Consider the following 15,344-nt stretch of genomic DNA (forward strand, 5'->3'; position numbering starts at 1 on the left):
CCGCGGGATCCGCGTCTCAGTCAAAACTGGGAATAATATTGGCCTTGTCGACCATATCGATCGGCAACAGGAACTCATGGTCTTCTACCTGCACCACGACGTCCTGCTCTTCTACACCGCGTAGAAGGCCCTGAAAGTTGCGTCGCCCTTCAAAGGGAGATCGCAGCTTGATCTTCACTTGTTCACCGACATATTTAGCAAACTGCTCGAGAGTGAACAGTGGGCGTTCCATGCCTGGCGAGGAAACTTCGAGGGTGTACTCAACGGAAATTGGATCTTCAACATCCAACACACCACTGATCTGACGGCTGACAATGGCACAATCGTCCACCAGCACGCCGCCCTCTTTATCGATATAAACGCGCAACATTGAGTGGCGACCTTGAGCCGAAAACTCAATACCCCAGCATTCATAGCCTAGGGCCACGACCACCGGGGCCAGCAAGGCCTGCAACTCTTCTAGCTTGCTCGACACCTGAACCCCCTCGTGCATGTATGTGCATGCTGTGCAAAATAAAAAAATGGGCGAAACGCCCATCCTTGAAACGCCGTCGAACAGCGGCGTTGAAAGTGTCCAGCTAACAAAAAGCCCCTTAAAAGGGGCTCCGCTAAAACTGGTTGCGGGGGCCGGATTTGAACCGACGACCTTCGGGTTATGAGCCCGACGAGCTACCAGACTGCTCCACCCCGCGACAAAGCTGGGGCGGAAGTATACGACCGATCCCTTACAGGGTCAATGTAACCTTCCACCTACAAGAAAGCCCGCAACAGCGGGCTCTCCTGATAATTGGTACCGAGAAGGGGACTCGAACCCCTACACCCTATGGGCACAACCACCTCAAGGTTGCGTGTCTACCAATTCCACCACCTCGGCAATACAGCGTTTAAAACCCTTCTTACTTCTGCTCTTGAGCTGGAGGTACGTCAGTCGCTGGAGTAGCCGACTTTTGCTCTTGAAGCACCGGGACATCATCAGAAGCCGGTTTTGCTTTAGGTACTTCTAACACTGCTGGATCTGGCAAACCTACTTGAGTCAGCATATGAGCTTTCTCTTTAGCAAAGTAACCCAACCCCAAGCTGGTTATGAAGAAACCGGCGGCAAGTATAGCAGTAAACTTACTAAGAAAGGTAGAGGAACCTTGGCTTCCGAACACAGTATTTGAAGCACCTGCACCGAAAGACGCACCAGCATCCGCACCTTTACCCTGTTGCAACAAAACCAGGGCAACTACACCCAGGGCAGCCAACAGATGAAAAACGACTACGACTGTTTCCAGCATTTTTTCAGTTTCCCGCGGCGCGACAAATCGCACCGAACTCATCTGCATTCAGGGAAGCTCCACCAATGAGCCCCCCATCGATATCCGGCATGCCGAACAGTTCGACCGCATTGGCCGCCTTCACGCTGCCGCCGTATAGAAGACGCACACCTTGTGCGACTTCAGAATTCTCTGCCGCCAACTGAGCGCGGATGGCTGCATGCACATCCTGCGCCTGTTGCGGTGTAGCAGTCAGCCCGGTACCAATGGCCCAGACCGGCTCATAAGCAATGACCGCCTTTGCAAACGCACCAACGCCCAACTCTTCAATGATGCTGCCAAGCTGACGCGAGACAACCTCAAGGGTCTCGCCGGATTCGCGCTGCTCCAGGGTCTCCCCTATACACAACACGGGAACCAGGCCACATGCCTGTGCTGCTGCGAACTTGCGATTGAGAGTGCCATCCCGCTCACCCATCATCTGGCGACGCTCGGAATGCCCAACAAGCACAAATGAACATCCCGCATCGACCAACTGACTTGGCGCAATCTCGCCAGTCAAGGCACCTTGCATGGCCTCCACCGCAGAATTCTGCGCGCCGACCTGAATCGACTTACCTTTCAAGCCATCAACCACTTGGGTGATATGCAAGCAAGGCGGGAAAACCGCAACATCAACACCGCTAGGCAGAGCCAAGTGACGAAGGCCATTGATCAGCTCAGCGACACTGGCGCGGGTACCGTGCATCTTCCAGTTACCAGCTACCATAGTGCGACGCATGCTGTACCTCGTCGGTCAAAGTGGGCGCAGATGTTACCCAACCACATCATCACTGGCAAGCCGAATTCAGGCGCAAACTTCAGTTACCAGTTTCGCCAGGTCTTCTGCATGGCCACGGACCTGTATTTCATCTTCCCCTTCGACCATGACACGCACTAGAGGCTCGGTCCCGGACTTACGCAACAACACGCGTCCACGGCCAGCCATCGCTTGGGTCACGCGCTCGCACGCTTCCTTAACAGCGGGGTGCTCGATTGGGTTTTCGCCACCGGCAAAGCGCACATTGAGTAGCACCTGCGGGCATTTACGCATGGCCTGACGCGCTTGAGCGAGGCTCTCTTCACGACGCCGCAGCGCAAGCAACACCTGCAATGCAGCGATAATGGCATCACCTGTCGTGGTGTGCTGGAAGCAGACAACATGCCCGGAGTTCTCGCCCCCCACCTGCCAATTTCGCTCCAGGAGCTCAGCAATCACATAACGGTCCCCAACATTCGCGCGAATGAAAGGAATGCCTAATTCCGCCAGAGCCAACTCAAGGCCCAAATTGCTCATCAGCGTTCCAACGACACCGCCCTGTAACTTGTTACGCTCATGCAGATCGCGGGCAATGATGAATAACAGATCATCACCGTCCACTACAGTGCCCGTGTGATCCACCATCAACACACGGTCACCATCGCCATCAAAAGCAATCCCCAGATCGGCATGCTGAGCCAAAACCGCAGCCTGCAATTGCTCCATATGAGTAGAACCGCAGTTCTCGTTGATGTTCAAACCGTTAGGCTGGGCCGACAGCACTGTTACATCCGCGCCCAACTCCTTAAATACGCTTGGCGCCACTTTGTAAGTCGCACCGTGAGCGCAATCGACAACGATTTTAAGGCCAGCGAAATTAGTACTGCTTGGCACACTGCTTTTGCAAAATTCGATGTAGCGGCCGGATGCATCATTGATACGTGACACTTTGCCCAACTTACTGGACTCGACCACTGTCATGGGGGCATCCAGCAACTCCTCGATCATCAACTCGATTTCGTCCGGCAGTTTAGTGCCCTGCCCAGAGAAGAATTTGATGCCGTTGTCGTCGTGAGGGTTGTGAGAAGCGCTGATCACAATACCGGCCTCAGCATGAAACGTGCGCGTCAGATAAGCGATCGCCGGCGTAGGCATTGGCCCCAACAGCATCACATCCGCACCTGCAGCGGACAAACCAGCCTCAAGCGCTGATTCAAACATGTAACCGGAAATTCGAGTGTCCTTCCCCACCAGGATGCGGCACGCCCCCATACTGCGGAACGCCATGCCTGCCGCCCACCCCAACTTGAGCATAAAATCAGGGGTAATGGGAAACTCGCCGACCCGACCACGAATACCGTCGGTGCCAAAATATTTTTTAGTCATAAGTGCTCCATCATTCTTATTCGGCTGATTCTACTGCGGCAATCATACGCACCACGTCAACGGTCTCGGCGACATCGTGCACGCGCAAAATCCGCGCACCTTTGGTCATGGCAAGCGCCGCCAGCGCAAGGCCGCCATACAGACGTTCGCCAACAGGACGATTCAACGCCAGTCCAATCATGCTCTTGCGCGACACACCCACCAATAGGGGCCGGCCGAGGACATGCAAGGACTCCATGTGCCTGAACAAACTTAGATTGTGTTGTAAGGTCTTGGCGAATCCAAAACCCGGATCCAGGATGATCTGCTCCGGCGCTATTCCAACTGCGGCGCACTGAGCGATTCGCTCAGCCAGGAAACCCGTCACTTCACCTACCAGATCATCGTAATGGGGGTCGTCCTGCATATTCCCGGGCTCACCGAGCATATGCATCAGGCACACCGGCAATCCTGTAGCCGCAGCCGCATCCAAGGCTCCATCACGCCGTAGAGAGCGCACATCATTGATCAATCCAGCCCCAAGGCGCGCAGTTTCGCGCATGACAGCCGGAGTCGATGTATCAACGGAGATGATCACATCCAGCTCACGTGCGATGCGCTCGACAATGGGAGCAACCCGCTCCAACTCCTCGAGTGGAGAAACTATACGAGCACCAGGCCGAGTCGATTCGCCGCCGACATCAATCAAGGTCGCACCAGCCGCCACCATCGCCTCGGCATGACGCAACGCTGCATCCTGCTGACTGAATCGGCCGCCATCGGAAAAAGAATCGGGGGTTACATTGAGAATGCCCATGACATGCGTATGGGCCAAATCAAGAACCCGGTTGCCGCAAGGCAACCGGGTGGAGGACAACACAGAAGTCATTTCAAACCTTAGTGGTCAGCCGCAGGGCCGCCGATCGGGGTCTCAGGGCGCTCATTCTGAACAACGGGCGGGGTACCTGAGGTGCCTGATCCCCCCTCCCAGTCCCGCGGCTCACGTGGCGGACGGCCTGCCATAATGTCGTCGATCTGATCGGCATCAATGGTTTCGTACTTCATCAGCGCGTCGGCCATGGCGTCCAGTTTGTCGCGGTTGTCCGTGAGAATCTGCTTGGCTGTGCCGTAGCACTGATCAATGATGCTGCGCACCTCGGAATCGATCAGCTTGGCAGTCTCACCGGAGAAACTGGCATTTTGACCGCCACCACCACGCCCCAAGAACACTTCGCCATCTTCCTCGGCATACATAAGAGGGCCGAGTTTTTCGGACAAGCCCCACTTGGTCACCATATTTCGCGCAATCTGGCTGGCGCGCATGATGTCGTTGGAGGCGCCGGTGGTCACACCGTCAAAACCCAAGGTCATCTCTTCAGCAATCCGCCCGCCATACAGCGAACAGATCTGGCTGATCAGCGCGCGCTTGGAGAGGCTGTAACGGTCTTCCTCAGGCAGGAACATCGTCACGCCAAGTGCCCGGCCTCGTGGAATGATCGACACCTTGTAGACCGGGTCGTGCTCAGGCACAACGCGGCCCACAATAGCGTGACCAGCCTCGTGGTAAGCAGTGTTCTGCTTCTCTTTTTCGGACATAACCATGGATTTGCGCTCGGCGCCCATCATGATCTTGTCTTTTGCCAGCTCGAATTCTTTCATTTCAACAATGCGCTTGCCGGTACGCGCTGCAAACAACGACGCCTCGTTCACCAAGTTGGCAAGGTCGGCACCGGAAAAACCTGGAGTGCCACGAGCAATCACCGCAGGAGCAACGTCGTCGCCCATCGGCACTTTGCGCATATGAACTTTCAGAATCTGTTCGCGTCCACGAATGTCCGGCAGGCCAACTACGACCTGACGGTCGAAACGACCTGGACGCAGCAACGCGGGGTCAAGCACATCAGGACGGTTGGTTGCGGCGATGACGATAATGCCGTCATTCATCTCGAAACCATCCATCTCCACGAGCAATTGGTTGAGCGTTTGCTCGCGCTCATCGTGACCACCGCCCATGCCCGCACCACGATGACGACCAACGGCGTCAATTTCGTCGATAAAGATGATGCACGGCGCATGCTTCTTAGCTTGCTCGAACATATCGCGAACACGGCTTGCGCCGACACCGACGAACATTTCGACAAAATCAGAACCGGAAATCGTGAAGAACGGCACCTTGGCTTCACCGGCAATCGCCTTGGCCAGCAAGGTTTTACCAGTACCCGGAGGACCGACCATCAGCACACCGCGCGGAATACGCCCGCCAAGACGCTGGAATTTCCCCGGATCGCGCAGGAACTCGACGAGCTCGCCCACTTCCTCTTTAGCTTCATCACAACCGGCAACGTCGGCCAGAGTGGTTTTCACCTGATCTTCGGAGAGCAGGCGTGCCTTGCTCTTCCCGAAGCTCATCGGCCCACCCTTGCCTCCCGCGCCACCTTGCATCTGACGCATGAAGAACATGAACACAGCAATGATCACCAGGATCGGGAAGCTGGCCACCAGTAATTGTGTCCAGATACTCTGCTGCTCTGGCTGTTTGCCTTCAACGACAACATGGTTATCCACCAAATCACCGATCAGACCGTTGTCCTGGATTGCCGGACGAATGGTCTTGAAGCTGTCGCCATCGGTGCGTTTGCCGGTGATCACGTAGCCATCAACCGCTACGCGCTCGACCTTTCCATCCTTAACCTGCTGGATGAAGTCGGAATAGTTGAGGGTCTGCGGCTCGTTAGGGCTGGAGAAGTTGTTCATCACCGTCACCAGGACAGCCGCGATGATCAACCACAGGATCAGATTCTTTGCCATATCGTTCAATTAACTACCCTCTGAAGCAAGCTCCGCTGCTGGCGCGCGCTTCGCATGATATTCACCGACCTAACTTACTACATTACCTACAACTCTGGCAGGCGCCGTCTGTAACCCTTTGTGAAACTTTGACTACACAATATTCGTAAAGCTTCATGACGAAAGCGATATAAAAAAACCTATCGACTCCGTTGAAACCCTTAAAGACGCTCATCACTCGCCGCGCCTTCGATTCCGCGGAACCCTCGAGCCAACAGATACTGCTCGCGGGAACGATCCCTTGAGGAGTCCGGTTTGCGCATCTGTACCTTGTCGAACAATTTACGGATGTTCTTGTGGTATTCGTCAAAACCTTCACCCTGGAAGACTTTGACCAGGAAATCTCCGCCCGGACGCAATACACGCCCTGCCAGGTCCAACGCCAATTCGCACAGGAACATGGCGCGCGGCATATCAACTGCCGGTAATCCACTCATATTGGGTGCCATATCGGAAATCACAAGGTCCACCTGCGAATTTCCCACAGCCTCAAGGATCTCGGCCAGCACTGAATCCTGGGTGAAGTCGCCGTGCACAAAGGTCACATCCGGGATGCTATCCATCTCCAGAATGTCGGAAGCGATTAATCGCCCCTGGCCACCAATCAGACGACTGGCCACCTGAGACCAGCCCCCCGGGGCGGCCCCAAGATCGATCACACTCATGCCTGGCCGGAATAATTTGTCCTTGTCCTGCAGCTCCAGCAGCTTATAGCTGGCCCGGGAACGGTAGCCGTCCTTTTGCGCCTTTTTGACGTAAGGATCGTTGAAATGTTCTTTTAGCCAGTTAAGGCTGGTTTTGGAACGGGCCACGGGCCACCTCGAAAATAAAACGGGTCGTGATTAACTGGGCGGTCCCGGACTCGCTCGGGTAAACTGGCCGCCGCTTTTTACAAGATCAGACGCAGGGGTCAGATTATGCCGCTCACTCAAGAGCAGAAGAAACAGTACAAATCCATTGGCCACCATCTGAAACCAGTTCTGATTGTGGCAGACAACGGTTTGACTGAGGGTGTGTTAGCTGAATTCGAGCGCGCACTCAACGATCACGAACTGATCAAGATCAAGGTCAATATCCTCGATCGCGAAGCACGCCTGGCTGCCATTGCAGAACTGTGCAAGGCGGGCAAAGCAGACCTGGTTCAGGTCATCGGCAAGATGGCGCTGCTGTATCGCAAGAATTTCAGCGTCAACAAACAACTGTCGAACGTTCATCGCTTCAAATGACAAATAGGGTCAAGGGCGTGCTTCGCGCGCCCCGCCACTCCATCCCGGCGCAGGCTGTACAACCAGCACAAGCCCCGAGAACCCTAGTACAAGATAGCTGAATAGCCGCCAGCGCAACGCTTCCGGCAGCCAGAGATGCACAATGCAATACATAGCGCATGCATACAGCGCCATCAACAGCAGTTGGCCGCGAATATCCCTCCACAAACTCTCCAAGCCCTCAGCCTTGATCAGCACCAACGCTTGAAGCACCACACACGCTGCGGCAAAACCCACCAGTAATGCACTGAGCAATCCGTCGAGCTCATCGATGAGCAACGGCGCCAAACCAATCAAACCGAGTGCCGGCAGCACGCCAATGTGAAGCAACCACAAGCCGCCCACCCACAACATCTGAGTGAGCTGCCATAGCATGGCGCCCGCACGAAACGGGCGCCGGGTATCAGATGTGACGAACTTCGACAATCTCGTACTCGATCACGCCACTTGGCGTTTTGACGGCCACCACGTCCCCCTCTTCCTTGGCGATCAAGGCACGTGCAATAGGCGAACCGACAGAGATTTTGCCCTGTTTGATATCAGCCTCGTCCTCACCCACGATGTGGTAAGTCACGCTTTCGTCCGTTTCAACGTTGGCGATTTCGACAGTGGTGCCGAAAATCACCTTGCCGGTGTGCGGGATAGTGGTCACATCGATGATCACAGCATTTTGCATGCGACCTTCGATATCACGAATCCGCGCCTCGACCATACCCTGCTGCTCGCGAGCGGCGTGATATTCGGCGTTCTCCTTCAAGTCACCCAGCTCACGGGCCGTACCGATGTCCTGGCTCAGCTTCGGACGTACGACCTTGGTCAGGTGGGCGTGCTCCTCTTCCAGGGCGCGAGCGCCCTGAACAGTCATTGGGTATTTGGTAATGCTCATGCCTTCAATCCTGCGTGTAGATCCTGCAAGCGACGAACGGTCTTTTCTGGACCGAACTTGAGTGCTTCACAGATAGCTTCGCCAGCAGCAATGGTGGTGGTGCAGTAAATCTTGTGCTGCAGGGCGTTACGACGAATGGAGTAGGAATCCGCGATCGACTGACGACCTTCAGTTGTGTTGATGATCAAGGTGACTTCGTCATTCTTGATCATGTCGACCACATGCGGACGACCTTCCGTTACCTTGTTCACGCGACGCACCTTAAGGCCGGCAGCCTCGATCAGCTTGGCAGTCCCAGCGGTGGCCACGACTTCGAAGCCCAAGTTGATCAGATCACGCGCCACGCCTGCAACCAGCGGCTTGTCGTCATCACGAACACTGATGAACGCAGTACCGCCAGTCGGCAGAATTTCGCTGGCCCCCATCTGTGCTTTAGCAAATGCCTCACCGAACGTGTCGCCCACGCCCATCACCTCACCGGTAGACTTCATCTCTGGGCCCAGGATCGGGTCCACGCCAGGGAATTTGGCGAATGGGAACACCGCCTCTTTCACGCTGTAGAAGTTCGGGATGATTTCTTTGGTAAAACCGATTTCTTTCAGAGTCTTACCAGCCATCACGCGCGCAGCGATCATGGCCAGGGACACGCCGATGCACTTGGACACAAATGGCACGGTACGCGAAGCTCGTGGGTTGACCTCGATGACGTAGATGTCTTCGCCTTGCAAGGCCAACTGCACGTTCATCAGACCGACCACGCCCAACTCCAAAGCCATTTTCTTGACCTGGTCGCGCATTACATCCTGAATGTGCGCCGGCAGCGAGTAAGGCGGCAGCGAGCAAGCAGAGTCACCGGAGTGAACACCGGCCTGCTCGATGTGCTGCATGATCGCGCCGATCACTACGTCGGTGCCATCGCAGACCGCATCCACGTCCATTTCGATAGCGCAGTTGAGGAAGTGGTCCAGCAGCACCGGGCTGTCGTTGGACACTTTCACAGCATCGCGCAGGTAGCGCTTGAGTTCTTCTTCTTCGTAAACGATTTCCATCGCGCGGCCGCCCAGCACATAAGACGGGCGCACCACCAACGGATAGCCAATTTTGCTGGCCGCACGAATCGCTTCATCTTCGCTACGCACGGTGGCGTTTGGCGGCTGACGCAGGTTCAAGCGTTCAACCATTTGCTGGAAGCGCTCACGATCTTCGGCACGGTCGATGGCGTCCGGGCTAGTGCCGATAATCGGCACACCAGCAGCTTCCAGGGCACGCGCCAGCTTCAGCGGAGTCTGACCGCCGTACTGAACGATCACGCCTTTAGGCTTCTCGACACGCACGATTTCCAGCACGTCTTCCAGGGTCACCGGCTCGAAGTACAGACGATCAGAAGTATCGTAATCGGTGGAAACGGTTTCCGGGTTGCAGTTGACCATGATGGTCTCGTACCCGTCTTCGCGCAGGGCGAGAGCAGCGTGTACGCAGCAGTAGTCAAATTCGATGCCCTGGCCGATACGGTTAGGACCGCCACCCAGGATCATGATCTTGTCGCGACCCGACGGCGCCGCTTCGCACTCTTCCTCGTAGGTGGAGTACAGATAAGCGGTATCGGTGGAGAACTCGGCCGCGCAAGTATCCACGCGCTTGTAGACCGGGAAGATCTCCAGCTTGTGGCGATGAGTGCGCAGGTTCTTCTCGGTCACACCCAGCAACTTGGCCAGGCGCTGGTCGGAGAAGCCCTTGCGCTTGAGGCGGAACATCATGTCGCGGTCGATGCTGGCCAGACCCAGGGTCTTGACCTTCTCTTCTTCCTTGATCAGATCTTCGATCTGCACCAGGAACCACGGGTCGATCATGTTCATGCCGAAGATGTCTTCGACACTCAGGCCGGCACGGAACGCATCAGCGACGTACCAGATCCGCTCGGCACCCGGCACGGTCAATTCGCGCTTGAGCACGCTCATGCTTTCCGGGTTGCTCAGATCGAGCTTCTCATCCAGGCCGCACACGCCGACTTCCAGGCCACGCAGGGCTTTCTGCAGGGATTCCTGGAAGGTCCGGCCGATGGCCATCACTTCGCCCACGGACTTCATCTGGGTAGTCAGGCGCGCATCCGCTTTGGCGAACTTCTCAAAAGCAAAGCGCGGCAGCTTGGTCACGACGTAGTCGATGGACGGCTCGAAGGACGCTGGGGTCTTGCCGCCAGTGATGTCGTTCGACAGTTCATCCAAGGTATAACCCACGGCCAGTTTGGCCGCGACTTTGGCGATCGGGAAACCCGTGGCCTTAGAAGCCAATGCCGAAGAACGGGAAACACGCGGGTTCATTTCGATCACGACCATACGGCCGGTGTTCGGGCAGATCCCGAACTGAACGTTGGAACCGCCGGTTTCTACACCGATCTCGCGCAATACCGCCAGGGAAGCGTTACGCAGGATCTGATATTCCTTGTCGGTCAGGGTCTGCGCCGGCGCCACGGTGATGGAGTCACCGGTGTGCACGCCCATCGGGTCGAAGTTTTCGATGGAGCAGACGATGATGCAGTTGTCTTTCTTATCGCGAACAACCTCCATCTCGTATTCTTTCCAACCGATCAAGGATTCGTCGATCAGCAGCTCTTTGGTCGGCGACAGGTCCAGACCACGGGCGCAGATTTCTTCGAATTCTTCACGGTTGTAGGCAATACCACCACCGGTGCCGCCCATGGTGAAGGACGGACGGATGATGCATGGGAACCCCAAGGTCTCGAGGACCGCATTGGCTTCTTCCATGCTGTGGGCGATACCGGAACGCGGGCAGGCCAGGCCGATGGACTTCATGGCCTTGTCGAAGCGTGAGCGGTCTTCGGCTTTGTCGATGGTGTCGGCATTGGCACCGATCATCTCTACGCCGAACTTCTCCAGAACGCCTTCGCGCTCCAGATCCAGAGCGCAGTTCAGTGCAGTCTGGCCACCCATGGTCGGCAGCAGCGCGTCTGGACGCTCTTTCTCGATGATCTTGGCAACCGTCTGCCATTTGATCGGCTCGATGTAGGTCGCGTCAGCCATCGCCGGGTCGGTCATGATGGTGGCTGGGTTGGAGTTCACCAGGATGACGCGGTAGCCCTCTTCGCGCAGGGCTTTACAGGCCTGGGCGCCGGAGTAGTCGAACTCGCAGGCCTGGCCGATCACGATCGGGCCAGCGCCGAGAATCAGGATGCTTTTTATGTCTGTACGTTTTGGCATGGGTTTGTCACTCAAATCCGCAGGTCAGTCGGCAAGCCGTCTTGAACAATCTTTTAGAGAGCCCGCGAGGGCCACCGGTTTCGGGGCCGCCCGCAGGCTGCTCAGTCAGCGTCGCTTGGCCATCTCATTGATGAAACGGTCGAACAGCGGCGCTACGTCGTTCGGGCCCGGGCTGGCTTCAGGGTGGCCCTGGAAGCTGAACGCGCTCTTGTCGGTGCGCTCGATGCCTTGCAGGGAACCGTCGAACAGCGACTTATGAATCGCGCGGACGTTGGCCGGCAAGGTGGCTTCATCCACCGCAAAACCGTGGTTCTGGCTGGTAATCATCACGACACCAGTGTCCAGATCCTGAACAGGGTGGTTGGCGCCGTGGTGGCCGTGCCCCATTTTCAGGGTTTTAGCACCGGAGGCCAGAGCCAGCAGTTGGTGGCCGAGGCAGATACCGAATACCGGAATCTCGGTTTCCAGTACTTCCTTAATGGCCTGGATGGCGTAGTCGCAAGGCTCAGGGTCACCCGGGCCGTTGGACAGGAACACGCCGTCCGGTTGCAGAGCCAGCACGTCGCTGGCTGGGGTCTGCGCAGGTACCACGGTCACGCGGCAGCCACGCTCGACCAGCATGCGCAGGATGTTGTACTTGACGCCGTAGTCGTAAGCGACCACGTGATAAGGCAACTCGGCAGCATCGATGGTCGCATGACTGTCTGTCTTCAAATCCCAGACCGTGGAGCGCCATTCGTACTTCTCTTTGACGCTGACGACCTTCGCCAGGTCCATGCCCTTCAGGCCAGGGAAGCCTTGTGCCGCGGCGATCGCCGCCTCTTCGGAAATATTGTCGCCGACCATGATGCAGCCGTTCTGCGAGCCTTTTTCACGCAGGATGCGCGTAAGGCGACGGGTATCGATACCAGCGATCGCCACCACATTGTTGGCTTTGAGGTAATCGGAAAGCGACATCGTGTTGCGCCAGTTGCTCGCAACCAGTGGCAGATCACGAATCACCAACCCCGCCGACCAGACACGATCAGACTCGACATCTTCCGGCGTAGTACCGGTGTTGCCGATATGTGGATAGGTCAGGGTAACGATCTGTTGGGCGTAGGAAGGATCGGTAAGGATTTCCTGATAGCCGGTCATGGCAGTGTTAAACACTACCTCTCCAACGGTTTGACCGTCGGCTCCAATGGCTTCGCCGCGAAAAATGCTGCCATCAGCAAGGGCGAGTATGGCTGGCTTAGTCAAGAAGACCTCCCGTAAATAAAGCCTGAAAGGGCGATCGCAGGTTGTAAAAAAGCGGAGTGACGTATGGACACGTCACCCCGCTTGTTCACTGAATTATTCTGCGCGCTTTTAGTGGACACACTAAAGCTGTAGCTTACAGAAAAAGGCTTTTTGGGTCCACCGCTAATGAGCCTTGAAGGCAGGGGAATGCGACAGGACGTCGCTTAGCGGGTAAAAACGGGGGCTCAGGATAATCCTGAGCCCCCGTCTTGGCTACTGATTAGTGCAGATCCAGCACGTCTCGCATGTCGTACAGGCCAGGCTCGCGCCCTTCCAGCCAGAGCGCGGCACGGACCGCCCCCTTGGCAAACGTCATGCGACTGGAAGCCTTGTGCGTGATCTCCAGGCGCTCGCCTTCGGCCGCGAATAGCACGGTGTGATCACCAACGACGTCCCCGCCACGAACAGTCGCGAAACCGATGGTGTCGCGCGCGCGCTCACCGGTATGCCCCTCGCGCCCGTATACCGCGACCTTTGACAAGTCGCGACCCAGCGCATCAGCGATAGCCTCGCCCATACGCAGCGCGGTACCCGAGGGTGCGTCGATTTTATGACGATGGTGCGTCTCGATAATCTCGATATCCGCTTCATCACCCAGCACCCGCGCCGCCATATCCAGCAGCTTGAGCGACAGGTTCACACCGACGCTGAAGTTGGCGGCGAACACCAAGGGGATCTCCTTGCCCGCCTCCACTAACAACTGCTTCTGCTCGGCACTCAAGCCCGTAGTGCCAATAACCATGGCCTTGCCTGCCTTGCGACAGAACGCCAGATTCTTGAGCATCACCTCGGGCAGCGTGAAATCGATCAGTACATCGAATTCATCCGCCACCTGCTCCAGGCTGCCCGACAGCGAAACGCCGATACGCCCCAATGAGGCCAACTCACCGGCATCCGCGCCGATCAACGTGCTGCCCGGACGAACGATCGCCGCCGTCAGCCCGGAGGCCGGTGAGCGCAACTGCACCGCTTCAACCAGCGTCTTGCCCATGCGCCCGGCAGCGCCCATTACGGCTATACGTCGCATACTCACTTCCTTACAGATCGCCGAAGAAGCGCTTCACGCCTTCAAAGAAACCAGTGGTTTTCGGCGAATGGGTATCATCGCCTTCCAGCGAGCTACGGAACTCTTCGAGCAGCTCACGCTGACGGCGCCCCAGATTGACCGGTGTTTCGACCGCCACGCGGCACATTAAGTCACCCGCACCGCCACCACGTACCGGCGCAACGCCTTTGCCGCGAATACGGAACTGTTTACCGGTTTGCGTGCCTTCAGGGATCTTGAGCTTGACGCGCCCATCCAGCGTCGGAATCTCCAGCTCACCACCCAGCGCCGCGTCGACAAAACTGATCGGCACTTCACAGAACAGATGCTTACCGTCGCGCTGGAAAATCGCGTGCTCGCGCACATTGATCACCACATACAGGTCACCCGTAGGCCCACCCTGAACACCCGCTTCACCTTCGCCCGACAGACGAATTCGATCACCGGTATCGACACCCGCCGGCACTTTCACCGACAAGGTTTTGTACTCTTCGACACGACCTTCGCCATGACAGGAATCGCATGGATCGGAGATGATCTTGCCCTGGCCATGGCAACGCGGGCACGTCTGCTGCACCGAGAAGAAGCCTTGTTGCATACGGACCTGGCCAATACCACCGCACGTAGGGCAGGTGATGGGCGAAGAGCCTTTCTTGGCGCCCGAACCGTCGCACGGCTTGCAGTTGACCAGCGTTGGCACACGAATATTGACGCTGGTACCGCGAACCGCTTCTTCCAGGTTCAGTTCCAGGGTGTAGCGCAAGTCGCTGCCGCGCTGCGCACCGCCACGCTGACCACCGCGGCCGCCGCCAAAGAAGTCGCTGAACACATCGCCGAAAATATCGGAGAAGTTCTGCCCACCAAAACCAGCGCCACCACCACCCATGCTTGGGTCGACACCGGCATGGCCATACTGATCGTAGGCCGCACGTTTATTGGGATCACACAGGCATTCGTAGGCCTCATTGGCCTCTTTGAACATTTCTTCGGATTCTTTGTTATCCGGATTACGGTCCGGGTGGTGCTTCATCGCCAGACGACGGTAAGCCTTTTTCAGCTCCGCCTCGCTGGCACCACGCTCCACACCCAAAACTTCGTAATAGTCACGCTTTGCCATAAGTCTTTGCACTCTTAAGGACGTTCAGCCAGGCCCTCCTGAGCCTTGCCGAACTCGTTGAGCCCCAATACAGGCCCGGACCCAACTCACGTCAATTCAACGATCCTGGTCATCACTGCTTTCAGCCAGGCGCCCGGCCAAAAACGCGGTATTAAACCCTCGGAAAGCAGGAGCATCCCCGATCACACCGCCAGCATCCGACTGTTGTCGCATGCTGTAAAAATTCGCGTACCCCAGACACGCCAACGCGGGAGCAAGCTCC

The 15,344-nt window shown here is 56.8% G+C and carries 14 protein-coding genes and 2 tRNA genes; 1 reads left to right on the forward strand and 15 read right to left on the reverse strand.

Annotated elements, in window-relative coordinates; genetic code table 11:
* Positions 1–16: 16 nt before the first annotated feature.
* From rimP to rlmE, 9 genes are all read right to left on the reverse strand, one after another.
* Positions 17–475: a ribosome maturation factor RimP gene (gene rimP, locus FIV35_RS21030; RefSeq protein ID WP_034100945.1), complete on the reverse strand. Its 459-nt coding sequence runs from the start codon at positions 473–475 to the stop codon at positions 17–19.
* A 140-nt stretch (positions 476–615) separates the two neighbouring features.
* Positions 616–692: transfer RNA gene (locus FIV35_RS21035), tRNA-Met, on the reverse strand.
* A gap of 96 nt (positions 693–788) precedes the next feature.
* Positions 789–874 (reverse strand) — tRNA-Leu (locus tag FIV35_RS21040).
* 22 nt (positions 875–896) lie between these two features.
* Positions 897–1,280: a preprotein translocase subunit SecG gene (secG, locus tag FIV35_RS21045; protein WP_034100718.1), complete on the reverse strand. Its 384-nt coding sequence runs from the start codon at positions 1,278–1,280 to the stop codon at positions 897–899.
* A gap of 4 nt (positions 1,281–1,284) precedes the next feature.
* Positions 1,285–2,040 carry a triose-phosphate isomerase gene (gene tpiA, locus FIV35_RS21050; protein WP_034139319.1) on the reverse strand — a complete coding sequence of 252 codons (756 nt, stop codon included), beginning with the start codon at positions 2,038–2,040 and terminating at the stop codon, positions 1,285–1,287.
* 66 nt (positions 2,041–2,106) lie between these two features.
* The gene (glmM, locus tag FIV35_RS21055) at positions 2,107–3,444 is read right to left on the reverse strand and encodes a phosphoglucosamine mutase (RefSeq protein WP_034100722.1); all 1,338 of its coding nucleotides are present in this window, start codon (positions 3,442–3,444) and stop codon (positions 2,107–2,109) included.
* 16 nt (positions 3,445–3,460) lie between these two features.
* Positions 3,461–4,312, reverse strand: a complete 852-nt coding sequence (gene folP, locus FIV35_RS21060; protein WP_034139320.1) for a dihydropteroate synthase — start codon at positions 4,310–4,312, stop codon at positions 3,461–3,463.
* An 8-nt stretch (positions 4,313–4,320) separates the two neighbouring features.
* Complete coding sequence (gene ftsH, locus FIV35_RS21065; RefSeq protein ID WP_034100726.1) at positions 4,321–6,231, reverse strand: ATP-dependent zinc metalloprotease FtsH; 1,911 nt, start codon at positions 6,229–6,231, stop codon at positions 4,321–4,323.
* A 200-nt stretch (positions 6,232–6,431) separates the two neighbouring features.
* Positions 6,432–7,082 carry a 23S rRNA (uridine(2552)-2'-O)-methyltransferase RlmE gene (rlmE, locus tag FIV35_RS21070; RefSeq protein WP_034139321.1) on the reverse strand — a complete coding sequence of 217 codons (651 nt, stop codon included), beginning with the start codon at positions 7,080–7,082 and terminating at the stop codon, positions 6,432–6,434.
* Positions 7,083–7,187: 105 nt separating this feature from the next.
* On the opposite strand from rlmE, the gene yhbY reads away from it, so the two are divergent.
* Positions 7,188–7,496 carry a ribosome assembly RNA-binding protein YhbY gene (yhbY, locus tag FIV35_RS21075; protein ID WP_028617972.1) on the forward strand — a complete coding sequence of 103 codons (309 nt, stop codon included), beginning with the start codon at positions 7,188–7,190 and terminating at the stop codon, positions 7,494–7,496.
* Positions 7,497–7,505: 9 nt separating this feature from the next.
* Here yhbY and FIV35_RS21080 read toward each other — a convergent pair whose 3' ends face one another.
* From FIV35_RS21080 to dnaJ, 6 genes are all read right to left on the reverse strand, one after another.
* Entirely contained in the window at positions 7,506–7,910 is a 405-nt protein-coding gene (locus FIV35_RS21080) for a hypothetical protein (RefSeq protein WP_034139322.1), read from the reverse strand.
* A gap of 28 nt (positions 7,911–7,938) precedes the next feature.
* Positions 7,939–8,415: a transcription elongation factor GreA gene (gene greA, locus FIV35_RS21085; RefSeq protein ID WP_034100946.1), complete on the reverse strand. Its 477-nt coding sequence runs from the start codon at positions 8,413–8,415 to the stop codon at positions 7,939–7,941.
* A gap of 2 nt (positions 8,416–8,417) precedes the next feature.
* The gene (gene carB / locus FIV35_RS21090) at positions 8,418–11,639 is read right to left on the reverse strand and encodes a carbamoyl-phosphate synthase large subunit (RefSeq protein ID WP_034100733.1); all 3,222 of its coding nucleotides are present in this window, start codon (positions 11,637–11,639) and stop codon (positions 8,418–8,420) included.
* Between the two features lie 105 nt (positions 11,640–11,744).
* Positions 11,745–12,881: a glutamine-hydrolyzing carbamoyl-phosphate synthase small subunit gene (carA, locus tag FIV35_RS21095; RefSeq protein ID WP_034100735.1), complete on the reverse strand. Its 1,137-nt coding sequence runs from the start codon at positions 12,879–12,881 to the stop codon at positions 11,745–11,747.
* Between the two features lie 259 nt (positions 12,882–13,140).
* Positions 13,141–13,947 carry a 4-hydroxy-tetrahydrodipicolinate reductase gene (gene dapB, locus FIV35_RS21100; RefSeq protein ID WP_034139323.1) on the reverse strand — a complete coding sequence of 269 codons (807 nt, stop codon included), beginning with the start codon at positions 13,945–13,947 and terminating at the stop codon, positions 13,141–13,143.
* A 10-nt stretch (positions 13,948–13,957) separates the two neighbouring features.
* On the reverse strand, positions 13,958–15,082 hold the full coding sequence (gene dnaJ, locus FIV35_RS21105) for a molecular chaperone DnaJ (protein ID WP_034139324.1): 1,125 nt from the start codon (positions 15,080–15,082) through the stop codon (positions 13,958–13,960).
* Positions 15,083–15,344: the final 262 nt, after the last annotated feature.

It is taken from the genome of Pseudomonas rhodesiae (assembly GCF_007858255.1).
Classification (GTDB): Bacteria; Pseudomonadota; Gammaproteobacteria; order Pseudomonadales; family Pseudomonadaceae; genus Aquipseudomonas; species Aquipseudomonas rhodesiae.